The 22,359-nt window shown below is 70.2% G+C and carries 17 protein-coding genes; 15 read left to right on the forward strand and 2 right to left on the reverse strand.

Features of this window, described 5'->3' with window-relative positions; translation table 11 throughout:
* The first annotated feature begins 49 nt into the window (after window positions 1–49).
* Window positions 50–1,606, forward strand: a complete 1,557-nt coding sequence (locus tag ACH4DZ_RS30010; protein ID WP_398290516.1) for an alpha-L-fucosidase — start codon at window positions 50–52, stop codon at window positions 1,604–1,606.
* 253 nt (window positions 1,607–1,859) lie between these two features.
* Here the strand turns inward: ACH4DZ_RS30010 and ACH4DZ_RS30015 are convergent, their stop codons facing one another.
* Window positions 1,860–2,918: a LacI family DNA-binding transcriptional regulator gene (locus tag ACH4DZ_RS30015; RefSeq protein ID WP_398290517.1), complete on the reverse strand. Its 1,059-nt coding sequence runs from the start codon at window positions 2,916–2,918 to the stop codon at window positions 1,860–1,862.
* A gap of 311 nt (window positions 2,919–3,229) precedes the next feature.
* On the opposite strand from ACH4DZ_RS30015, the gene ACH4DZ_RS30020 reads away from it, so the two are divergent.
* From ACH4DZ_RS30020 to ACH4DZ_RS30045, 6 genes are all read left to right on the forward strand, one after another.
* Entirely contained in the window at window positions 3,230–4,513 is a 1,284-nt protein-coding gene (locus ACH4DZ_RS30020) for an ABC transporter substrate-binding protein (RefSeq protein WP_398290666.1), read from the forward strand.
* Between the two features lie 5 nt (window positions 4,514–4,518).
* Complete coding sequence (locus tag ACH4DZ_RS30025) at window positions 4,519–5,532, forward strand: carbohydrate ABC transporter permease (protein WP_398290518.1); 1,014 nt, start codon at window positions 4,519–4,521, stop codon at window positions 5,530–5,532.
* The gene (locus ACH4DZ_RS30030) at window positions 5,529–6,443 is read left to right on the forward strand and encodes a carbohydrate ABC transporter permease (protein ID WP_398290519.1); all 915 of its coding nucleotides are present in this window, start codon (window positions 5,529–5,531) and stop codon (window positions 6,441–6,443) included. Before ACH4DZ_RS30025 ends, ACH4DZ_RS30030 begins: the two co-directional genes overlap by 4 nt.
* Window positions 6,444–6,659: 216 nt before the next feature.
* Window positions 6,660–7,898: a glycosyl hydrolase gene (locus ACH4DZ_RS30035; protein ID WP_398290520.1), complete on the forward strand. Its 1,239-nt coding sequence runs from the start codon at window positions 6,660–6,662 to the stop codon at window positions 7,896–7,898.
* An 80-nt stretch (window positions 7,899–7,978) separates the two neighbouring features.
* Window positions 7,979–10,030 carry an endo-beta-N-acetylglucosaminidase gene (locus ACH4DZ_RS30040; protein ID WP_398290521.1) on the forward strand — a complete coding sequence of 684 codons (2,052 nt, stop codon included), beginning with the start codon at window positions 7,979–7,981 and terminating at the stop codon, window positions 10,028–10,030.
* 65 nt (window positions 10,031–10,095) lie between these two features.
* The gene (locus ACH4DZ_RS30045) at window positions 10,096–13,113 is read left to right on the forward strand and encodes an alpha-mannosidase (protein WP_398290522.1); all 3,018 of its coding nucleotides are present in this window, start codon (window positions 10,096–10,098) and stop codon (window positions 13,111–13,113) included.
* A 248-nt stretch (window positions 13,114–13,361) separates the two neighbouring features.
* Here the strand turns inward: ACH4DZ_RS30045 and ACH4DZ_RS30050 are convergent, their stop codons facing one another.
* Window positions 13,362–14,096 carry a FadR/GntR family transcriptional regulator gene (locus ACH4DZ_RS30050; protein ID WP_398290523.1) on the reverse strand — a complete coding sequence of 245 codons (735 nt, stop codon included), beginning with the start codon at window positions 14,094–14,096 and terminating at the stop codon, window positions 13,362–13,364.
* Window positions 14,097–14,281: 185 nt separating this feature from the next.
* Here ACH4DZ_RS30050 and ACH4DZ_RS30055 point away from each other — a divergent pair, with 185 nt between their 5' ends.
* The 8 genes from ACH4DZ_RS30055 (at window position 14,282) to ACH4DZ_RS30090 (ending at window position 22,358) form a co-directional block, all read left to right on the forward strand.
* Window positions 14,282–15,364, forward strand: a complete 1,083-nt coding sequence (locus ACH4DZ_RS30055; protein ID WP_398290524.1) for a sugar ABC transporter substrate-binding protein — start codon at window positions 14,282–14,284, stop codon at window positions 15,362–15,364.
* Complete coding sequence (locus tag ACH4DZ_RS30060; RefSeq protein ID WP_398290526.1) at window positions 15,361–16,866, forward strand: sugar ABC transporter ATP-binding protein; 1,506 nt, start codon at window positions 15,361–15,363, stop codon at window positions 16,864–16,866. Before ACH4DZ_RS30055 ends, ACH4DZ_RS30060 begins: the two co-directional genes overlap by 4 nt.
* Window positions 16,859–17,896, forward strand: coding sequence for an ABC transporter permease (locus tag ACH4DZ_RS30065; RefSeq protein ID WP_398290527.1), 1,038 nt, complete (start codon window positions 16,859–16,861; stop codon window positions 17,894–17,896). Before ACH4DZ_RS30060 ends, ACH4DZ_RS30065 begins: the two co-directional genes overlap by 8 nt.
* Window positions 17,897–18,042: 146 nt before the next feature.
* A complete protein-coding gene (locus ACH4DZ_RS30070) occupies window positions 18,043–19,434 on the forward strand; it encodes an L-fuconate dehydratase (RefSeq protein WP_398290528.1) in 1,392 nt (463 codons plus the stop codon).
* Entirely contained in the window at window positions 19,431–20,186 is a 756-nt protein-coding gene (locus ACH4DZ_RS30075) for an SDR family NAD(P)-dependent oxidoreductase (protein WP_398290529.1), read from the forward strand. The genes ACH4DZ_RS30070 and ACH4DZ_RS30075 overlap by 4 nt, the downstream gene beginning before the upstream one ends.
* A 5-nt stretch (window positions 20,187–20,191) precedes the next feature.
* Window positions 20,192–21,196 carry an aldo/keto reductase gene (locus tag ACH4DZ_RS30080; protein ID WP_398290530.1) on the forward strand — a complete coding sequence of 335 codons (1,005 nt, stop codon included), beginning with the start codon at window positions 20,192–20,194 and terminating at the stop codon, window positions 21,194–21,196.
* Entirely contained in the window at window positions 21,193–21,507 is a 315-nt protein-coding gene (locus ACH4DZ_RS30085) for an L-rhamnose mutarotase (protein WP_398290531.1), read from the forward strand. The genes ACH4DZ_RS30080 and ACH4DZ_RS30085 overlap by 4 nt, the downstream gene beginning before the upstream one ends.
* Window positions 21,492–22,358 (forward strand): amidohydrolase family protein, encoded by an 867-nt coding sequence (locus ACH4DZ_RS30090; RefSeq protein WP_398290532.1) that lies wholly within the window; start codon window positions 21,492–21,494, stop codon window positions 22,356–22,358. Before ACH4DZ_RS30085 ends, ACH4DZ_RS30090 begins: the two co-directional genes overlap by 16 nt.
* The last annotated feature ends 1 nt before the right edge of the window (window position 22,359 follow it).

Consider the following 22,359-nt stretch of genomic DNA (forward strand, 5'->3'; position numbering starts at 1 on the left):
CCCTGCCCTTCTCTGCCTCTGCCCCCTGACCTTGAGGAGTCCGACCCCCATGGCAGTCTCCAGACGTCTCTTCGTCACGGCCGCCGCGGCACTCGTGGCGTCCAGCGGTACGTCCCTGGCCCTCGCGCCCGCCGCCTCCGCGACCCCTGTCTCTCCGGACGAGCCCTGGTACCGGATCCCCGTCGGCCCCCACGACTCCCCGGCCGAGCTGGTCCGCAAGGCGTCCCAAGTGCGGCCCACGGAACGGCAGATCGCCTGGCAGGCTCTCGAACGCACCGCCTTCCTGCACTTCGGGGTGAACACCTTCACCGGTCTCGAATGGGGCACCGGGGACGAGGACCCCGACGTCTTCCAGCCGGTCGGCCTCGACACCGACCAGTGGGCCCGCGCCCTGCGCGACGGAGGCTTCAAGCTGGCCATCCTCACCGTCAAGCACCACGACGGCTTCGTGCTCTACCCGTCCCGCTACACCACCCACTCGGTGGCTTCGAGCAGTTGGCAGGGCGGACAAGGGGATGTCCTGCGTTCGTTCGCGGACTCCATGCGGCGCCACGGGCTCAAGGTCGGCGTCTACATCTCACCGGCCGACGAGAACCAGTATCTGCACGGCGTGTACGCCAACGGCAGCGCCCGCTCCGAGCGCACCATTCCCACTCCGGTCCCCGGGGACGAACGCCCGGACGGGCCGACCTTCACCCTCCCGGCCACCGACTACGGCGCCCATATGCTCGACCAGCTGTACGAGGTCCTCACCGAGTACGGACCGGTCGACGAGGTCTGGTTCGACGGCGCCCAGGGCCGTATCCCGCCGGACAAGGTCGAGACGTACGACTGGGACAGCTGGTACACGCTCGTCCGGACCCTCGCGCCGGACGCGACGGTCGCCGTGTCCGGACCCGATGTGCGCTGGGTCGGCAACGAGGGCGGGCTGGCCCGCGAGAACGAGTGGAGCGTCGTTCCCGTCCAGGAGAAGGCCAACGGGCGCATGGACTTCGCGCTCTCGTACGACGCGCCGGACATGGGCGGCCGGGACGCCCTGGTCGCCGCCCAGCCGGTCGCCGACCATCTGCAGTGGTGGCCGGCGGAGGCCGATGTGTCCATCCGGGACGGCTGGTTCTACCACGCCGACCAACAGCCCAAGTCGGTCCAGCAGTTGACGGACATCTACTTCGGCTCGGTGGGCCGCAACGCGGTACTCCTGCTCAACATCCCGCCGGACGACCGGGGACTGCTCCCGGCCGCCGACGTCACCCGCCTGCGGGAATTCCGTGAGCGCATCGACAGGGAACTCCCGGAGGACCTGGTACGCGGCGCGCGCACCACCCGGTCCCCGGGCACGATCACGGTCGACCTGGGCCGCCCCCGCGAGGTCGACCGAATCCGCCTGGCGGAGGACATCCGCCACGGCCAGCAGGTGGAGGGCGTGGTGATCGAGGCCCGCACCGACGGAGCCTGGAGGCGCGTCACCGAGGCGGGCACACTCGGCGCCAGCCGCATCCTGCTCCTACCGACCCCGGTACGGGCACGACACTGGCGAGTACGGGTGACACGTTCGCGCAGGCCCGCACACCTGGCACAGTTCGCCCTGCACCGCTCACGAACCTGACCCCCTTAAGCAGGGACAAGCCCCAAAAGGGGCGCGGGGAACGGCGCGCCCAGCCACGACGGGCCCGCAGCCAACGAACAACCCCCGCCCCCGGGCTTTTAAGGGGCGCGGGGAACGGCGCCCCCAGCCACAACGAGCCCGCACCAAACGAACAACCCCCGCCCCCGCCCTGCAAGGGGCGCGGGGAACGGCGCGCTCAACCACGACGAGCCCGCAGCCAACGAACAACCCCCGCCCCCGCCCCCACCCCCGCTCAAGCCCCGCAGGGCCCCGTACTGTCCCGTTCGATCAACCCCGGCACAGGCACCCCCACAGCCCGCGCGGGCCCCCCGTCCAACAACGAGGTCAGTTCCGCGGCCGCGGTCCGGCCGAACGCCACCGTGTCCCGGGACAGCGCCGACAACCACGGCCTGACCATGCGGCACAGCGCCGAGTCCTCCCAGGCCACGACCGACACGTCACCCGGTACCGAGAACCCCAGCTCCGTCGCGGCGGCGACCCCGGCGACGGCCATCACGTCGTTGTCGTAGACCAGCGCGGTCGGCGGCGACCCACCCCCCAGCACGCCACCCTCCAGGACGCGGCGCGTGACAGCCGCACCCTCCGCGTCGGAGTAGTCCGTGGTCACCGAGCACACCTCCGCGAGCCCCCGCCGGTCCGCCTCGGCGCGCAGCGTACGGATCCGCCGCTCGGTGTGCGCGAGACCGGGCAGCCCCGCGATGTGCACGATCCGCCGGTGCCCCAGCTCGTACAGCCGCCCCACGACGGACGCCATCGCCCCCGCGTCGTCCGCCCAGACCGTGGACAGACCCGGATGCCGGGCGTCCGGAGCCCCGCCGATGACCACCGCCGGCAGTCCCAGCTCGTCGAGCAGGTCGGGGCGCGCGTCGTCGGTGCGCGGGTCGACGACCAGCACCCCGTCCACGCGGTGCTCGGCCCACCAGCGCCGGTACACTGCGCACTCGCCGTCGACGTCCTCGACCACCTGGAAGAGCAACCCGAGGTGACGCTCGGCCAGTACTTCCTGTATGCCCGAGATGAGCTGCAGGAAGAACGAGTCCACCCCGAGCGTGTCCGCGGGCCTCGCGAGGACGAGCCCGACCGTCGCCGTGCCCTCGCCGGACAGCTGGCGCGCCGCCGTGCTGGGGCGCCAGCCCAGCTGTTCGGCGACCCTGCGCACCCGGTCCCGAGTGATCTCGGAGACCCCTGGCCGGTCGTTGAGCGCGAACGAGACCGCGCTCTCGGAGACCCCGGCGCGCTGCGCGATGTCCTTCATCGTCGGCCGGCGCGCGGGAGACCGCTTGGCTGGCAACTGCTCCCCATTTCCCTGAAGCCCTGCTCGATGACGTCCTGCTGTCCTTCTTGCTGACGTCCTGCCCGGCGGTGACCCGCTCGATACCGGTCTGTGCAATGGCGTTTCGCACTAAAGCGCTTGAGTCAGGACACTCTAAAGCGCATTAGTGATCTGTTGCAAGAGGGCTGGCACACGCCTCTGACCTGGCTATATGGCGAACTAATGAATTTAGCGAGGCGGAATCCATTGACTTCTCCGCCGCGCAGGATGCAAGGTCTGCCCGTCACCCCTGACCCACACCGTCGCAAAGGAGCCCGGTCACCGTGCGCATGCCTCGCAGAGCACTCGCCGCCGCTGTCGTCGCCCTGGTCCTGCCGCTCAGCGCCTGCGGCTCCGGGGGTGACGACAGCGGTTCCACGGACGCCTCCGGCAAGGTCGAGGGCGACATCACCTTCCAGACCTGGAACCTGCGGGCCAACTTCAAGCCGTACTTCGAGGGTCTGGTCGCCGACTTCGAGAAGAAGTACCCCGGCACGAACGTGAAGTGGGTCGACCAGCCCGCCGAGGGCTACGCCGACAAGATCAGCGCGGACGCGGCCGGCGGCACCCTGCCCGACGTCGTGAACGTCTCGCCCGACCTCGTCGCCCCGCTCGCCAAGGCGGGCCTCGCGCTCGACCTCGACAAGGCCGCCGCGAAGTACAAGAAGGAGTACCTGCCGGGTGCGTGGGCCAGCCATGAGATACCGGGCATGGAGGGCACGTACGCCTTCCCGTGGTACCTGAACACCGGCCCGCTCTTCTACAACAAGTCGCTGTTCGAGGAAGCGGGCCTGGACGCCTCGAAGCCTCCGAAGACGTACGACGAACTCTTCGACGACGCTCTGGAGTTGGCCGACAAGAGCGACGGCAAGGTCGCGACTCTGGCGAACGTGCCCACCATCGAGGACTTCGGCCGCTACGGCGTCGAGCTGATGAACAAGGAAGGCACGGCCTTCGCCTTCAACGACGCCAAGGGCGTGGAACTCCTCACCAAGTACAAGGAGTTGTACGACGCCAAGGCCCTGGACTCGCAGGCGCTGACCGCGACCCCCGAGTCGTCCGGCAAGAAGTTCCTCACCGGCGCCGTCGCCATGAACCCGGGCAGCGCCCTGGACCTCGGCAACTTCAAGAAGCAGGCGCCGAACCTCTACAAGAACATCGGCATCACCGATCAGATCACCAGCACCGGCAAGGTCAACATGTACGTCATGGGGGTGATGGTGAACGCCCGGACGAAGCAGAAGCCCGCCGCCGTCGCCTTCGCGCACTTCGTCACCGACGCGCAGAACCAGATGTCGTTCGCCAAGAAGGTCGCGATCTTCCCGAGCACGGCCGGTTCGCTCGACGACCCGTACTTCACCGAGGAGGACGGCACGGACGAGACCCGCGTCCGGATCGCCGCCGCGAGTTCCCTGAAGAACGCCGTCAACTACACGCCGGTGCTGTTCAGCGAGCAGATGAAGACGGAACTGCGCAACTCCGTCGCCAAGGCGCTGCAGGGCAAGGTGAGCCCGAAGGAAGCCCTCGACAACGCTGTCAAGGCGTGTGACCGCCTGCTCCAGCAGCAGGGCTGATCGACATGCCGAGTTCCTCCAGCACGGCTTCCCCCGGCAGGGTCTCCTCCGGCAAGGCGTCCGCCGGTGCCGTTCCTCCCGGCAACGGCAACGGCAACGGCAACGGCAACGGCGACAGCGGCGGACGCCCGGCCGGGGCCGTCGCCCGAGTGCGGCGTCAACTGCCCGCCAGTCCCTGGCTGTTCGCCGCACCGGGGCTGCTGGTCGTGGGCATCTTCATCCTCTATCCGTTCGTCTCGACCGTGGTCAACGCCTTCACCGACCGCCGGACCCTGATCCCCGGCGAGTTCGTGGGCCTGGCCAACTTCCGGGAGCTGCTGGACGACGAGATGTTCTGGATCGGCCTGCGCAACAGCACGCTGTACGTCCTCGGGGTCGTCCCCGCGCTTGTCCTGCTGCCCCTGCTGCTCGCGCTCCTGGTCCAGAAGAACATCCCCGGCATCGCCTTCTTCCGGTCGGCGTTCTACACCCCGGTCGTCGCCTCCATCGTCGTGGTGGGACTCATCTGGGTGTGGCTGCTCGACGAACGCGGCCTGGTGAACTCGCTGCTGGAGGCGATCGGGGTCGGCAGGGTCGGCTTCCTGAGCGACCAGTGGCTGCTCCTGCTGAGCGCCATGACGGTCACGGTCTGGAAGGGCCTCGGCTACTACATGATCATTTATCTGGCCGCGCTCGCCAACGTGCCGCGCGAGCTGCACGAGGCCGCGGCCGTGGACGGCGCCGGCGCGGTCCGCCGCTTCCTCACCGTCACCGTGCCCGCCGTCCGCTCCACGATGGTGCTGGTGGGCGCGCTCTCCTCGGTCGCCGCCTTCAAGGTGTTCTCCGAGGTGTACCTGATGGCGGGGCCCGGCGGCGGCCCCGCGGGCGAGGACACCACGCTCGTGATGCTCGTCCAGCGCACCGGCACCGGACTGACCGGCCGGGTCGGCTACGCCTCCGCCATCTCCGTCGTCGTCTTCGTCGTCACCGTCGCGCTGATGCTGCTCGTGCTGCGCGCCGACCGGAAGGAGGACGCGTGAGTATCACCGAGAAGGTCGGCGAGGTGCCGGCCGGCGCGGACGCGCCCCACCGTCGTCGCCGGCGTGTCACCGACGAGCACGGCAAGCACGTACGGGTGTGGGAACTCGCCCTGCGGTACGTGTTGTTGCTCGCCGTTCTGGCGCTGACCGTCGGGCCGTTCCTGTGGCAGCTCTCCACCTCGCTGAAGGGGCCGACCGAGGACATCTTCAGTTCGCCGCCCAAGTTCCTGCCCGGTGAACCCACTCTGCACAACTACGACCGGGTCGCCCAGACCATCCCGGTGTGGGACTACGCCTTCAACTCGCTGAAGGTCGCTGCCGCCAACGTAGTCACCAACTGCGTCGGCGCGGCGCTCGCGGGCTACGCGCTGGCCCGGCTGCGCTACCGGGGCCGCAAGGTGGCCACGCTCGTGTTCATCCTCGCGATGCTCGTGCCCGTGGAGGGCATCATCATCGCCCAGTTCACGACCATGCGTGAGCTGGGCCTGAACAACACCCTCGTCGGAGTCGTCCTGCCCGGCTGCATCGGCGCGATGAACGTCCTGCTGATGCGCAACGCGTTCCTCAACCTCCCGTACGAGATCGAGGAGGCGGCCTTCGTCGAAGGCGCGAACACCTGGCAGCGGTTCCTGCGGATCGCGCTGCCCTCGGTGAAGGGGACGCTCGCTGTCGTGGCGATCTTCGCGTTCATGGGCGCCTGGGACGACTTCCTGTGGCCGCTGATCGTGCTCAGTGACCCGGACAAGTTCACTCTGACCATCGGGCTCAACTATCTGCACGGGACCTTCGCCAACGATGAACGGCTGGTTGCCGCGGGCACGATCATCGCGGTGGCGCCGCTGATCGCCCTCTTCGCCTGTCTCCAGCGGTACTTCTTCCGCGGGGTCGGCGAGGGGGCGGTGAAGGGGTGAGGCTGGCGGGGGTGGTTGCGCAGTTCCCCGCGCCCCTCACGAGCGGCGGCCGGTCGTCGGGTGCCGGTTGCGCGGTTCCCCGCGTCCCTGAACGGCCGGCGGTCGGTCTTCGGGTCGGCGTCCGGCTCGCGAGTCGTCCACAGCCGTGGCCCCCCGACGGCGAGCAGCCCGTACACCCCCACGTACGCACCACGGAAACAGGACTAGGACCTCCGAATGTCTTCTGCCGTGCGCTTCGGCGTCAACTACACACCGAGTGAAGGGTGGTTCCATCACTGGCTCGACTTCGATCTCGACTCCGTGCGCGCCGACCTCGACTCGATCGCCGCACTCGGCCTCGACCACATACGGGTCTTCCCGATCTGGCCCTATTTCCAGCCGAACCGCTCGCTGATCCGCCCGCGTGCCGTGGAACAGCTCGTGGCGCTGGCGGATGCGGCGGCCGAGCGGGGTATGGACGTCAACGTGGACGGACTGCAGGGCCACCTGTCGAGTTTCGACTTCCTGCCCGCGTGGACGCAGACCTGGCACCGGCGGAATCTCTTCACCGACCCGGAGGTCGTCGAAGGGCAGGCCGAGTATCTGCGGACCCTCGCCGCCGCCCTCGCCGACCGGCCCAACTTCATCGGCATGACCGTGGGCAACGAGGTCAACCAGTTCTCGGCCGGTCCCCATCCGGACCCCGACCGGGCGGTACCCGATGCGATCGACTCCTGGCTGGAGCGGATGCTCACGGCGTGCGAGAAGGGTGCCCCCGGCAAGCTGCATCTGCACGCGGAGTACGACGCCGCCTGGTACCAGGACGACATGCCGTTCACCCCGGCGCAAGCCGCGCGGCGCGGCGCGGTCACCGCCGTGCACTCGTGGGTCTTCAACGGCACGGCCCAGCGGCACGGGCGTACCGGCGTCGCGACCGAACACCATGCCGCCTATCTGATCGAGTTGAGCAAGGCCTGGGCCGACGGTCCGGCGCGCCCGGTCTGGCTCCAGGAGGTCGGCGCACCGGCGCCGCTGGTCCCCGCCGAGCATGCCGCCGCCTTCACCGAGGCGACCGTCGCGAACGCCCTGGACTGCACGGACCTCTGGGGCATCACCTGGTGGTGCTCCCACGACGTGTCCCGCGAGCTCGCCGACTTCCCCGAACTCGAATACGGGCTCGGGCTGTTGAGTAATGACCGCAGCCCCAAGGACAGCGCGCGGGCACTGGCCCGCGCCGCCCGCTCGGCCCGTGAGCACCCGGCCTCGCCCAAGACCCGTACCACCGCGCTCGTCGTCCCCGACGACCCCGCAGGCCGTTCCGTGTGCGCGCCGGGCGGCCCGGTCTTCGAGACCTTCTTCCGGCTCACCGCCGATGGCGCCCGACCGACCACCGTCCTCGCGTCCCGCGCGAACGACGTGGAGCACCTCACCGCACGAGGCATCACCGAGGTCGTCACTCCCGATCAGGTCCCGTGACCCCCACAGGAAACAAGAACCCCCACAGGACACCAGAACCCCCACAGGAAACAAGAACTCCCACAAGGAGGCACTTGCTCGTGAACCCCACCAGACGCACCGTGCTGCTCGTCGCCGGCACCGGGACGGCCGCCGCCCTGCTGCCGGCAGGACCGGCCACCGCCGGTCAGGAGGCCGCGGCCACCCCCGCCGCCGAGGCCGCCGCCTCGGCGCTCCAGCCGTACGCCTCCTACTGGTACCCGGACTCGTTCCCCTCCGGCTCACCGGGCGCGGGCATCACCTGGCGCAGTCTGAAGGCGTGGAGCGCCGCCACCGACACCGACCTCGCCTTCAACACGGCCTCCGTGCCGCTCGCCGAGCGGTTCACGCCGACACCGGTGAACACGACGGCCCGCGCCGGCCAGGCACGTATCCAGTCGCTGGTCTCCTTCGGCCCCACCGCGAGCAACCCCTCGCAGGGGTCGGCCACCGCCGACTACTACGCGCTCACCCACTGGAGTTACGTCGACGAGCTGGTCTTCTGGGGCGGTTCCTCCGGCGAGGGCCTGATCCTCGCGCCGAACGCGCCCATCGTGGACGCCGCCCACCGGCACGGCGTACCCGTCCTCGGCAATGTGTTCCTGCCGCCCACCGCGTACGGCGGCCAGCTGCAGTGGACCCGTGACCTGGTGCAGAAGGACGCGGCGGGGCACTACCCCCTGGCCGCTCAACTCGTCGCGGTCGCCGAGGCGTACGGCTTCGACGGCTGGTTCGTCAACGCCGAGACGAGCGGCGGGAACGCGGCGCTCGCCACCGACATGCTCGGCTTCCTCACCGAGCTGAAGGCGCTCAGCGCGGCGAAGGGACAGCGGGTCACCTGGTACGACTCCATGACCGTGAGCGGCTCGGTGAGCTGGCAGGGCGCCCTCAACAACCAGAACCGGGTGTTCTACCAGGCCGCCGACACGATGTTCATCGACTTCCGCTGGTCGGCGGGCAGCCTGGCCTCCTCCGGTACGGCCGCCCAGCAACTCGGCCGCAGCCGTTACGAGTTGTGGGCGGGCGTCGATGTCGAGGCCAACGGCTGGAACCGGTCCGTGAACTGGGACGCCATGGTCCCCGGCGGTTCGGCGCACGTCGTCTCGGTGGGCTTCTACCGGCCCGAGTGGACCCGCAACCACCTGCCCGCCACCCGCACACCCGGCGACTTCCACGCCTCCGACGACCGTTTTTGGAGCGGCCGTTCACTCGATCCGGCCCGGCCCGACACCACCGACACCTGGCGGGCACCCGCCGTCTCCGTAGCCGACCGCTCGACCGTCACCGGGCTGCCGTTCGCGAGCACGTTCAACACCGGGCACGGACTGCGCTGGTACGAGGACGGCGAGGTGACGTCGACGGCGCAGTGGAACCATCTCGGTCTCCAGGACCGGCTGCCGTCCCGGCGCTGGGTCGTACGCACGACGGGGCAGCGTCCCGCCGTCACCCTCGACTTCTCCGACGCCTGGCACGGCGGCAGCAGCGTCCTGGTCGACGGCACCCTGGACGCCCCCACCACGCTCGACCTCTACGGGACCCGCCTGCCGCTCGGCGCGGACACGGTCGTCGAGCTGACCCACCGGACCGACTCGGGGAACGTGAGCGTCGAACTCGCCGTCGCCACCGCCGAACCGTCGGGCCCGGGGCAGCCGTACACGTACACCTACTTCCCGGTCACCGCCGGTGACGGCTGGGAGACCTCGACCGTACGGCTGACCGGTCTGCCCGCGGACGGCACGGTGCACGCCCTCGGGGTCCGGCTCGCCGGGGCCGGGGGCGGTGGTGCCGTGAAGTGGCGGCTCGGCGGGCTCGCCGTACGCGAGGAGGATGCCCAGGCGCCCGGCACGCCTGTCGACGCGCGTATCACCGGCGCCTCGGGAGGCGACCTGCGCCTCGCCTGGCGTGCGGCCACCGGCGGCGGCGTACGCCATTACACGCTGCACCGGGTGCTGCCCGACGGCACCCGGCGCTTCCTCGGCGGAACCGCTCAGCAGGCCTTCTTCGTTGGAGGACTGACAGCGGAAGGAGGTGAGACGGCGGCGAGGTTCGAATTGCGGGCCGTTGGGGAGCTTTACACCGCGTCGGCCCCCGCGACCCTGACCCACACCTGGTGACCGCCGACCACCGGTACCACCGGTAACAGCGACAACCCGCACAACGGAGTTACGGAGCACCCCACATGCATGACGACCGCGGCCTGGTCGAAGCCCGCCTCAAGCGCGTGCTCGACGAGCGCATACGACCCGCCGTGTACCCCGAGTCCGTACCGCTGGAAGTGGCGGTGTGGAACGCGCCCGGCGAGCCGGTGCCCGTCGAGGAGGGGCTGGCGGCCACGCCGTCTCCGGTGGCGGTCGGCGACAGGTGGGGTGCTCCCTGGGGCACCAGCTGGTTCCGTGTCACGGGGACCGTGCCCGAGGAGTGGGCCGGGAAGACCGTCGAAGCGCTCCTCGACCTCGGTTTCGACGAGAACATGCCCGGTTTCCAGTGCGAGGGCCTCGTCTACCGGCCCGACGGGACCCCCGTGAAGGGCCTCAACCCGCGCAACCAGTGGGTACGGATCGGGGCGCCCGTCGCCGGCGGCGAGGAGGTGCGTCTGCACATCGAGGCCGCTTCCAACCCCGTCATCCTCGACTACCACCCCTTCCTGCCGACCCAGCTGGGTGACAAGGAGACGGCCGGGGCCGAACCGCAGTACAAACTGGCGCGAATGGATCTCGCCGTCCTCGACGAGACAGTGTGGCAGCTCGTCATCGACCTGGAGGTCCTCGGCGAGCTGATGGCCGAACTGCCGGTGGAGTCCGCCCGCCGCTGGGACATCCTGCGCGCGGTGGAGAAGGCCCTCGACGCCGTCGACCTGCAGAACGTCGGCGCCACGGCCGCCGCGGCCCGCTCCCAGCTGGAAGCGGTGCTGTCGGCTCCGGCCGTCCCCTCCGCCCACCGCATCAGCGCGGTCGGCCACGCGCACATCGACTCGGCGTGGCTGTGGCCGCTGCGCGAGACCGTGCGCAAGGTCGCCAGGACCACCTCGAACATGACCGCACTCCTGGAGGACGAGCCCGACTTCGTCTTCGCCATGTCGCAGGCCCAGCAGTGGGCCTGGGTGAAGGAGCACCGGCCCGAGGTGTGGACCCGGGTGAAGAAGGCGGTCGCCGACGGGCGGTTCGTGCCCACCGGCGGCATGTGGGTCGAGTCGGACACCAACATGCCCGGCTCGGAGGCCATGGCCCGCCAGTTCGTGCACGGCAAGCGGTTCTTCATCGACGAGTTCGGTGTGGACAACGACGAGGCCTGGCTGCCCGACACCTTCGGTTTCGCCGCCGGCCTGCCGCAGATCATCAAGGCGGCCGGCTCCAAGTGGCTGCTCACGCAGAAGATCTCCTGGTCGCAGACGAACAAGTTCCCGCACCACACGTTCCAGTGGGAGGGCATCGACGGGACGCGGATCTTCACGCACTTCCCGCCCGTCGACACGTACAACTGCTCGATGAAGGGCAGCGAGATCGCCCACGCGGCGAACAACTTCAAGGACAAGGGTGTCGCCCGGCACTCCCTGGCACCGACCGGCTGGGGAGACGGAGGCGGCGGTACGACCCGGGAGATGGTCGCCAAGGCGGCCCGCATGAGGGACCTCGAAGGCTCGGCGACCGTGGTCTGGGAGGCGCCGGAGAAGTTCTTCGAGAAGGCGGAGGCCGAGTACCCGAACGCACCGGTGTGGGTCGGTGAGCTGTATCTGGAGCTGCACCGCGCCACCCTCACCAGCCAGGCGAAGACCAAGCAGGGCAACCGCCGCAGCGAGCACCTGCTGCGGGAGGCCGAGCTGTGGGCGGCGACCGCGGCGGTCCGGACGAAGTTCACCTACCCGCACGAGAAGTTGGACCGGCTCTGGAAGACGGTCCTGCTCCACCAGTTCCACGACATCCTGCCCGGCTCGTCCATCGCCTGGGTGCACCGCGAGGCGCGTAAGACCTATGAGGCGGTGGCCGAGGAACTGAACGGCATCATCGGCGCCGCCCAGCGCGCGCTGGCCGGTGAGGGGACGACCACCCTCGCCTTCAACTCCGCGCCGCACACCCGTGACGGGGTCCCCGCCGGTGGCGCGCGGACCCCGGCCGTCGGCGGCGAGTGCACGCTCGTACCGCGCACGGAAGGCGGCTTCGTCCTCGACAACGGATGTCTGCGGATCGAGATCGACGAGCGCGGACTCGTGGTCTCCGCGTTCGACCTCGCCGCGGACCGGGAGACCCTCGCACCCGGCGAGGCGGCCAACCTGCTGCAGATCCACCCCGACTTCCCCAACATGTGGGACGCCTGGGACGTCGACGAGTTCTACCGGAACACCGTCACCGACCTGGTCGAGGCCGACGAGGTCGCCCCCGGTGACGACGGTGTCTCCATCCGGATCGTACGGACCTTCGGGGCGTCCAAGGTGACGCAGGTGCTGTCGCTCCCGCCGGGGGAGTGGCGGCTCGACATCGACACGGAGGTCGACTGGCACGAGACGGAGAAGTTCCTGAAGATGGCCTTCCCGCTCGACGTGCACGCCGAGCGGTACGCGTCCGAGACGCAGTTCGGGCACTTCTTCCGGCCGACGCACACCAACACGTCCTGGGAGGCCGCCAAGTTCGAGGCCTGCAACCACCGGTTCGTCCACATGGAGGAGCCCGGCTGGGGCGTCGCCGTCGTCAACGACTCGACGTACGGCCACGACGTGACGCGTACGGTCCGCGGCGACGGCGGTACGACCACCACGGTCCGCGTCTCGTTGCTGCGTGCCCCGCGCTTCCCCGACCCGGAGACCGACCAGGGCGTCCACCGCTTCCGGCACGCGCTGGTGCCCGGGGCGGCGATCGGTGACGCGGTGCGGGAGGGGTGGCGGATCAATCTGCCCCAGCGGAAGGTGGCCGGCGGGGCGTCGGAGGTCGCGCCCCTGGTGACCGTTGCACAGGACGCTGTCGTGGTCACGGCGCTGAAGCTGGCCGACGACGACAGTGGTGACGTGATCGTCCGCTTCCACGAGTCGAGGGGCGGGCGCAGCCGGGCGACGCTCACGGCGGGCTTCGACGTCGGGTCGGTGACGGTGACTGACCTCTTGGAGCGTCCGCTTCCGGATGCCGCAGCCCCCGACCAGGACGGCAACCGCCTGACGCTGCAACTCCGCCCGTTCGAATTGGTGACCCTACGGCTCAAGCGCACCTGAGGTTGCCTCGCAGACCGCGGGTGCGCCGCGGTCACCCGCGCAGTTCCCCGCGCCCCTGAAGGCCGGAGACCGGGGCTCGGTGCGCACCTGCGGGCCCGGTGGGGGCTCGTCGCGCAGTTCCCCGCGCCCCTGGAAGCGAAAGACCGGGGCGCAGCCCCGTTTTTCAGGGGCGCGGGGAACTGCGCGATCAGCTCCCACCGGGCCGCGGGCGAACGCACCACCCCGGCCTCGGGCCCACCTTCAGCCCCCTAAGGCTGAAGCTGGGCCCGAAGCCACTGCTCGACCTCGCCCACATGCGCCGCCGCAGCCGCCCGCGCCGCCTCGGGATCATGGGCGACCAGCGCCCGGTGGATGGCGGCGTGCTCCCGACGAGTCCGCTCGAACGCCCCCTCCTCCTGATACCCCCGCCACACCCGCGCCCGGAACGTCCGTGAGGACAGCCCGTCCAGGATGGCCGCCATCGTCTCGTTGCCCGCGGCCCCCGCGATGACCCGGTGGAACGCCAGATCGTGGGAGAGAATCTCCTCCGGATCGTCCGTGGCGTTCATGGCCGTCAGGTGCTTCTCCACCTCGGCCAGCTGGTCCGCCGTGATCCGCGCGGCGGCCAGCGCCGTCGCTGTCGACTCCAGGATCCGCCGCACTTCGAGGAGTTCGACCAGCTGCGGACCGCGGGACAGATCCGCCACCACCCCGAAGGTCTCCAGCAGATCCCCGGCCTCCAACTGGGTGACGTAGATGCCGGACCCGTGCCGGGCCTCCAGTACGCCCAGCACCGTGAGCGCCCGGATCGCCTCGCGCATCGAGCTGCGCGAGATGCCCAGCTGCGAGGCCAGATCGCGCTCGGTCGGCAGCCGTGCGCCCGGTTCCAGGCGCCCCTCGCCGATCATCGCCTTGAGCTGGTCGATGGCGCGCTGCGTCACGGTCCCCTTCGGCGGGGCCGGAACCGGGGCCGCCGTCACCGCCTCGGGCAGACTCTCGTCCACGCCATGTCCTCCTGTCGCCGGGTGCGCCGCAGTCTAACCACTCAGGTGGTCGGACCACTACGCGCAAAAACAGCAAAAATCGCGGCCGAGGGGTGTTGTCAGAGCGAAGTGGTCTGATAAATATGCCTGGCACCTGCTCGATCACGCTCGATCACGCTCGATCACGCTCAATGAGGAGCCGATAGATGGCCGGCAGAACTGTGCGGTACAGGAACGGGCGAAACGCCTCGCGAGCGATGTGCGCGACGGCCGCGGCCGTCTGCGCCGCCCTCGCGCTCACGGCATGCGGCAGTACCAAGGACACCGTCGACTCCGGCGGCGGCAAGGGCGGCGGCAGCGGCAAGGTCGGGGTGATCCTGCCCCTGCTGACCTCGCCGTTCTGGCAGTCCTACAACGACTACGTGCCCAGGATGGCGAAGTCCGAGGACGTCGACGCCCTCAAGACCGTGAACTCCAACAGCGACCCCTCGCAGCAGATCACGGACATCAACAACCAGCTGAACCAGGGCGTGAAGGGCCTCGTCGTGGCTCCCCTGGACAGCGCCGCGATCTCCGCGGGCCTCGACCAGGCCGAACGCAAGGGCGTGCCCGTGGTCGCCGTCGACGTGGCGCCCGAGAAGGGCAAGGTCGCGATGGTCGTCCGCGCCGACAACGTGGCGTACGGGGAGAAGGCCTGCGAGTACCTCGGCAAGCAGATCCCCTCGGGCAAGGTCGTGCAGATCATGGGCGACCTCGCCTCGGTCAACGGCCGCGACCGTTCCGAGGCCTTCCGCACCTGCGTCAAGGAGAAGTTCCCGAAGCTGAAGGTCCTGGAGATCCCCGCCAAGTGGGAGTCCGACACCGCGGCCTCCAAGCTGGACACGCTCCTCAACGCCAACCCCGACATCAAGGGCATCTACCTGCAGGCGGGCGGCGTGTACCTCGCGCCCACGCTGCAGACCCTCAAGTCCAAGGGGCTGCTGAAGAAGGCCGGCGAGAAGGGCCACATCTCGATCGTCTCGAACGACGGCATCCCGCAGGAGTTCGATGCGATCCGCAAGGGTCAGATCGACGCCACGGTCTCGCAGCCGGCCGACCTCTACGCCAAGTACGGCATGTACTACATCAAGGCGGCGATGGAGGGGAAGACCTTCAAGCCGGGTCCGACCGACCACGACTCGGAGATCGTCAAGCTGTCGAGCGGCATCCTTGAGGACCAGTTGCCCGCCCCGCTGGTGACCAAGGAGAACGTCGACGACCCCGAGCTGTGGGGCAACACGGTCGAATGAGCACACCACCACTCGTTGAGGCGCGGGGCATCGCCAAGCGGTACGGCCCCACCGTCGCCCTCGCCGACGGACGACTGACCGTGCACGCGGGCGAGTCCCACGCGCTCGTCGGCCGCAACGGCGCGGGCAAGTCCACCCTCGTCACCGTCCTGACCGGCCTCCAGGCGCCCGACGAGGGCACGGTCCGCTTCGACGGCGAGCCCGCGCCCGCGCCGACCGACCGGGACGCCTGGCGGCGCAAGGTGGCCTGCGTCTACCAGAAGCCCACCGTGGTACCGGAGTTGACGGTCGCCGAGAACCTCTTCATCAACCGGCAGCCCCGGGGCCGCGGCGGCTTCATCAGCTGGCGCCGGCTGAAGAGCGAGGCCGCCGAGGTCCTCGACACCTGGGACGTGCGGGTCGACCCCGGGACGCGGACCGCCGACCTCAAGGTCGAGGACCGTCAAATGGTCGAAATCGCACGGGCGTTGAGCTTCGGCGCGCGGTTCATCGTCCTCGACGAGCCGACCGCCCAGCTTGACAACCGCGAGATCGAGCGCCTCTTCACCCGGATGCGCGCACTCCAGGAGTCCGGCGTCACCTTCCTGTTCATCTCGCACCACCTCCAGGAGGTGTACGAGGTCTGCCAGACCGTGACGGTCCTGCGGGACGCCCGCTGGATCACCACCGCGCCGGTGGCGGAATTGCCGCGGGCCGCCCTGGTCGAGGCCATGGCGGGGGAGTCCATCGCCGCCGTGCAGGAGAAGGCCGCCCGCGGGGAGGTGGACGCCGGCGCGCCCGTCGTCCTCGAAGCGCACGGGCTGACGTCGGACGCGTACGAGGACGTCGATCTGACCGTGTGCGGCGGGGAGGTCGTCGGTCTTGCCGGGTCCAGTGGCAGCGGGAAGACCGAGCTGGCCGAGTCCTTCACGGGGCTGCACACACCGACCGCCGGCACCGCTCAACTGGACGGCGAACGGCTGCCGTTCGGCGACGTGACCGCTGCCCTGCGGGCCGGTGTCGGCTGCGTACCGCGCGACCGGCACGGCCAGGGCCTCGTCTTCGGCATGACCGTCGGGGACAACGCGACCATGAGCGTCCTGGACCGGCTCGGCCGGTACGGATTCGTCGGCACCGGCCGCCGGCGCGGCGTCGCCGGCGAGCTGATCGAACGCCTCGACATCCACACCGAGGGACCCGACCAGCCCGTGTCCGACCTCTCCGGCGGCAACGCCCAGAAGGTCGTCATGGCCCGGGCGCTCGCCTCCGACCCCAGGCTGCTGGTCCTGATCAACCCCACCGCGGGCGTCGACGTGAAGTCCAAGGAGTCCCTGCTCTCCCGCATGGACTCGGCCCGCGAGGACGGCACCGCCGTCCTCGTCGTCTCCGACGAACTCGACGACCTGCGCCGCTGCGACCGCGTCCTCGTCCTCTTCCACGGCCGTGTCGTCGCCGAGCACCCGGCGGGCTGGCGCGACCACGAGCTGATCGCCTCCATCGAAGGAGTGGACCACCATGGCTGACACGAAGGCCCCGTCGGCCTCGGCCCCCACACCCCTGCGGCCACTGAGGAGCAAGGCCGACGCCAAGGCCGTACTCCTGCGCAGGGCGCGCGAACTCGCCCTCGTACCGGCCCTGTTGCTGCTGCTCGTACTCGGCGCGTTCGTCAACGACGCCTTCCTCACCGAGCAGAACCTGATCTCCGTCCTGGGCGCCTCGGCGGCCCTCGCGATGGTGGTCCTGGCCGAGTCGCTGGTGCTCATCACCGGCAAGTTCGACCTGTCCCTGGAGTCGGTCGTCGGTATCGCGCCCGCCGTCGGCGCGTTGTTGCTGCTGCCCGCCGCGCAGTCCGGCTGGGGCACGGAGCTGCCCGCGGGGATCGCCCTGCTCGCGATCCTCGTCGTCGGGGCGGTCATCGGCGGGTTCAACGGCTTCCTCGTCGTCAAGCTCAAGCTCAACGCGTTCATCGTGACGCTCGCGATGCTGATCGTCCTGCGCGGTCTGCTCGTCGGCGCGACCGAGGGCAAGACGCTGTTCGGGATGCCCGACGCCTTCTACTCGCTGGCCACCACCACCTTCCTGACCGTGCCGATCTCGGTATGGCTGGCGGCGGCGTCGTTCGGCGTGGCCGGATTCGTCCTCAAGTACCACCGCTGGGGACGGGCCCTGTACGCGATCGGCGGCAACCCGGACGCGGCACGCGCGGCCGGTATCCGGGTCGAGCGCGTCATGCTCGGCGTGTTCGTCGTCGCGGGGACGCTGGCCGCGGTCGGTGGGCTGATGCAGACCGGGTACGTCGGCGCGATCAACGCCAACCAGGGGCAGAACATGATCTTCACGGTGTTCGCCGCGGCAGTGATCGGGGGGATCAGCCTCGACGGGGGCAAGGGCACGATGTTCGGCGCCCTTACGGGCGTCCTCCTTCTTGGGGTGGTCCAGAATCTGCTGACCCTTGCGCAGGTGCCGTCCTTCTGGATCCAGGCGATTTATGGGGGGATCATTTTGGTTGCCCTGATGATCGCCCGTGTGACCACCGGCCGTGCGCAGGACTAGGGGTGGTGTCTCGCTGCGGGCCCGTTGTGGCTGGTCGCGCCCACGCGGCGGAGCCGCAGATGTCACAGCCCCGCGCCCCCGACGGGGTGCCGTGCCGCGCCGAATATCGACAGTCCGCCCCCTGTCCCTGACCGAAAGGCACCTCTGTGTCCTCATCCGCCGCCCTCCGCGTCACCGCGGTCGACACCTATGACATCCGTTTCCCCACCTCGCGTGAGCTCGACGGGTCCGATGCCATGAATCCGGATCCCGACTACTCGGCCGCGTACGTCGTCCTGCGTACCGATGGTGACGACAACGCCGACGGGTCGGAGGGGCACGGGTTCACCTTCACCATCGGGCGGGGCAACGATGTCCAGGTCGCCGCGATCGAGGCGCTGCGCCCGCACATCCTCGGTCGATCGGTCGACGAGCTGTGCGCCGACCCGGGATCACTCGCCCGTGACCTCACGGGCGACAGCCAACTGCGCTGGCTCGGGCCCGAGAAGGGCGTGATGCACATGGCGATCGGTGCCGTCGTCAACGCCGTCTGGGACCTCGCGGCGAAGCGCGCCGGCAAGCCCCTGTGGCAGCTCCTCGCCGACGCCGCTCCCGAATGGCTCGTGTCCCAGGTGGACTTCCGGTACATCGCGGACGTCCTCACCCCCGAGGACGCGCTCCGCCTGCTGCGCCAGGGCAGGGAGGGTTCGGCGGCACGTACCGCGCTACTGAAGGAGCACGGTTTTCCCGGCTACACCACCTCGCCCGGCTGGCTGGGCTACTCCGACGAGAAGCTCACCCGGCTGGCCCGCCAGGCCGTCGCCGACGGCTTCACCCAGATCAAACTGAAGGTCGGCGCCGACCTCGCCGACGACATACGGCGCTGCCGGGTGGCCCGGGCCGTCGTCGGACCCGACATCCGGATCGCCATCGACGCCAACCAGCGGTGGAACGTCGACGAGGCCATCGAGTGGACCAGGGCACTGGCCGAGTTCGACCCGTACTGGATCGAGGAGCCCACCAGCCCCGACGACGTCCTCGGCCATGCCGCCGTCCGCAAGGCCGTCGCGCCGGTCAAGGTCGCCACCGGTGAGCACGTACAGAACCGGATCATCTTCAAGCAACTGCTCCAGGCGGGCGCGATCGACGTCCTGCAGATCGACGCGGCCCGGGTCGGCGGCGTCAACGAGAACCTCGCGATCCTGCTCCTGGCGGCCAGGTTCGGTATCCCCGTCTGCCCGCACGCCGGCGGCGTCGGACTGTGCGAACTCGTCCAGCACCTCTCGATGTTCGACTACGTGGCACTCTCCGGCACGACCGAGAACCGCGTGATCGAGTACGTCGACCATCTGCACGACCACTTCCTCGACCCGGTGGTGATCGGCGAGGGTCGGTACATGGCACCCACCCTGCCGGGCTTCTCGGCGACCATGCGGCCGGAGTCCATCGCCGAGTTCACCTTCCCCGGCGGCACGTTCTGGGCCGCCGACCTCGACCGGCAGCAGACCGAGCAGAAGCAGCGGCAGAAGCGCGAGCAGCAGAAGGAGCAGGCGGCATGAGTGACTTCGAGGGACTCAAGGCCCTGGTGACGGGCGGCGCCTCCGGCATCGGCCGGGCCACCGCGGAACTCCTCGCCGCCCGCGGCGCGCAGGTCGCCGTGCTCGACCTGGCCCCGGAGGGCGTTCAGAAACCCCTGCTCGGCTACCGGGCCGATGTCACCGACGACGACTCCGTGCGCCGGGCCGTCACCGCCGCGGTCGCCGACCTCGGCGGCCTGGACGTGCTGATCAACAACGCGGGCATCGGTGCCCAGGGCACCGTCGAGGACAACGACGACGCGACCTGGCACCGCGTCATGGACGTCAACGTCGTCGGCATGGTCCGGACGGCCCGGGCCGCCCTGCCGCACCTGCGGAAGTCGTCGCAGGCGGCCGTCGTCAACACGTGCTCCATCGCCGCCACCGCGGGACTCCCGCAGCGCGCCCTGTACTCCGCGTCCAAGGGCGCCGTCCTGTCGCTGACCCTCGCCATGGCCGCCGACCACGTCCGTGAGGGCATCCGCGTCAACTGCGTGAACCCCGGCACGGCCGACACCCCGTGGGTCGGCCGCCTCCTGGACGCCGCGGCCGACCCGGCTGCCGAACGGGCCGCGCTGGAGGCGCGCCAGCCCACCGGACGCCTTGTCTCGGCCGACGAGGTCGCGGGCGCCATCGTCTACTTGGCGAGCCCGCTGTCCGGCGCCACCACAGGTACGGCCCTCGCGGTCGACGGCGGCATGCAGGGGCTGCGGCTGCGCCCTGCGGCGGGGTGACCGGCATGCGCACGCGTCTACGCACCCATGCGCTCGGCCGCCGTTCCGTCGACGTCACCGCGCTGGCCCTCGGCGCGGCCGGTATCGCCGGCCTCTACAGCGAGGTTCCCGAGGAGCAGGCGCACGAGACCGTGGACGCCGCCTGGGACGCGGGCATCCGCTACTTCGACACCGCGCCCCACTACGGCACGGGCCACTCCGAACGACGCCTCGGCGCGGCCCTGCGCGGGCGTCCGCGGGCGGAGTACACCGTCTCGACCAAGGTGGGCCGCCGTCTGGAGCCCACCGACACGGGCGGCACCGACCTGGCCAACGGGTTCGCGGTGCCCGCCACGCACCGCAGGGTGTGGGACTTCAGCGCGGACGGGATACGCCGTACCCTCGACGCCAGTCTGGAGCGGCTCGGCCTCGACCGGGTGGACGTCGTCTACCTCCATGACCCGGACGACCATGCCGAGGAAGCCTTCCGCGAGGGGTATCCGGCGCTGGAGAAGCTGCGTTCGGAGGGAGTGGTGGGCGCGATAGGCGCGGGCATGAACCAGGCCGGGATGCTCACCCGTTTCGTGCGCGACACGGACGTCGACGTGGTGCTGTGCGCCGGCCGCTACACGCTGCTCGACCAGCGGGCGCTCACCGACCTGCTGCCGGCCGCCCAGGAGCGCGGCACGTCGGTCGTCATCGGCGGCGCCTTCAACTCCGGCCTGCTGGCCGACCCGAAGCCCGGGGCGAGGTACGACTACACGGCCGCGCCGCCCGAGCTGCTGGACCGCGCGCTGGCCCTCAAGGCGGTGGCGGACCGGCACGGCACGACTCTGCGGGCGGCGGCCCTCGCCTTCTGCGCGGCCCACCCGGCGGTCGCGGCCGTCCTCGTCGGCGCACGGTCGCCCCACGAAGTACGCGACTGCGCCCAGCAGTTCACGGCCACCGTGCCCGACGGTCTCTGGGAGGAGCTGCGGGAGACGGGTCTCCTGCCTGCCGAAGCGCCGGTCCCGTCCCAGGAGCCGTCATGAGGATCGCCCTGCACACCAAGGTCCGCGCCGACCGCATCGACGCGTACGAGGCCGCCCACCGCGAGGTTCCCGCGGAACTCACGGACGCGATCCGCGCCGCGGGCGCCACGTCCTGGACCATCTGGCGCAGCGGCTCCGACCTCTTCCACCTCCTGGAGTGCGAGGACTACGCGCGACTGCTCGCCGAACTGGAGAAGCTGCCCGTCAACATCGCCTGGCAGTCCCGGATGGCCCAGCTGCTGGACGTGGTGCACGACTACTCGGCCGAGGGTTCGGAGGCTGGGCTGCCGGTCGTATGGGAGCTGCCGTGACGGCCCGCACGGGGATCGTGGACGCCCACCACCACGTCTGGGACCTGTCCGTACGGGGCCAGGACTGGATCGTGGGTCCCGAACTCGCGCCGCTGCGGAGTGACTTCACGGCCGAGGAGCTGGCTCCGCAGGCCCGCGCCGCCGGGGTTGCCCGAACCGTCCTCGTGCAGACGGTCACCGTGGCGGAGGAGACCCCCGAGTTCCTGGCGCTCGCGGAGAGCAGCGAGCTGATCGGCGCGGTCGTCGGCTGGACCGACCTCACCCGCCCCGACGTCGCGGACGAACTGGCCCGTCTGCGGGAGCTGCCGGGCGGCCGGCACCTCAAGGGGATCCGTCACCAGGTGCAGGGCGAACCGGACCCGCAATGGCTGCTGCGCGAGGAGGTACGCCGAGGACTGGCGGCGGTCGCGGAAGCGGGCCTGGCCTACGATCTCGTCGTCCTGCCGCACCAACTGCCCGCCTGCGCGCGGGCGGCGGAGCGGCACCCCGGCCTCACCTTCGTGCTCGACCACTTGGGCAAGCCGTCCATCGGCACAGGTGAACTGGAGCCCTGGTCCACCGATGTGCGTGCCCTCGCCGCCCTGCCCAACACCGTCTGCAAGCTCTCCGGGATGGTCACGGAGACGGATCCGCGAAGCTGGTCGGTGGGCGACCTGGCACCCTACGCGGACACGGTGCTCGAAGCCTTCGGCCCCGGCCGGCTCATGTTCGGCTCCGACTGGCCGGTGTGCACGCTCGTGGCCTCGTACGCCGAAGTCGTCGACATCGCCGCCCAGTTGACCGAAGGGCTCGACGAGAGCGAGCGGGAGGAGATCTTCACGGGCACGGCCACCCGCGTCTACGGTCTCTGAG

Origin of the sequence: Streptomyces sp. NPDC017991 (genome assembly GCF_044328075.1) — a bacterium.
In the GTDB taxonomy this organism is placed as follows: domain Bacteria; phylum Actinomycetota; class Actinomycetes; order Streptomycetales; family Streptomycetaceae; genus Streptomyces.

Coding starts and splice junctions, on each gene's coding strand:
- ACH4DZ_RS30010 (WP_398290516.1), top strand. CDS start 50: ATGGCAGTCTCCAGACGTCTCTTCGTCACGGCCGCCGCGGCACTCGTG.
- ACH4DZ_RS30020 (WP_398290666.1), top strand. CDS start 3,230: ATGCCTCGCAGAGCACTCGCCGCCGCTGTCGTCGCCCTGGTCCTGCCG.
- ACH4DZ_RS30025 (WP_398290518.1), top strand. CDS start 4,519: ATGCCGAGTTCCTCCAGCACGGCTTCCCCCGGCAGGGTCTCCTCCGGC.
- ACH4DZ_RS30035 (WP_398290520.1), top strand. CDS start 6,660: ATGTCTTCTGCCGTGCGCTTCGGCGTCAACTACACACCGAGTGAAGGG.
- ACH4DZ_RS30045 (WP_398290522.1), top strand. CDS start 10,096: ATGCATGACGACCGCGGCCTGGTCGAAGCCCGCCTCAAGCGCGTGCTC.
- ACH4DZ_RS30055 (WP_398290524.1), top strand. CDS start 14,282: ATGGCCGGCAGAACTGTGCGGTACAGGAACGGGCGAAACGCCTCGCGA.
- ACH4DZ_RS30060 (WP_398290526.1), top strand. CDS start 15,361: ATGAGCACACCACCACTCGTTGAGGCGCGGGGCATCGCCAAGCGGTAC.
- ACH4DZ_RS30065 (WP_398290527.1), top strand. CDS start 16,859: ATGGCTGACACGAAGGCCCCGTCGGCCTCGGCCCCCACACCCCTGCGG.
- ACH4DZ_RS30075 (WP_398290529.1), top strand. CDS start 19,431: ATGAGTGACTTCGAGGGACTCAAGGCCCTGGTGACGGGCGGCGCCTCC.
- ACH4DZ_RS30080 (WP_398290530.1), top strand. CDS start 20,192: ATGCGCACGCGTCTACGCACCCATGCGCTCGGCCGCCGTTCCGTCGAC.
- ACH4DZ_RS30085 (WP_398290531.1), top strand. CDS start 21,193: ATGAGGATCGCCCTGCACACCAAGGTCCGCGCCGACCGCATCGACGCG.
- ACH4DZ_RS30090 (WP_398290532.1), top strand. CDS start 21,492: ATGGGAGCTGCCGTGACGGCCCGCACGGGGATCGTGGACGCCCACCAC.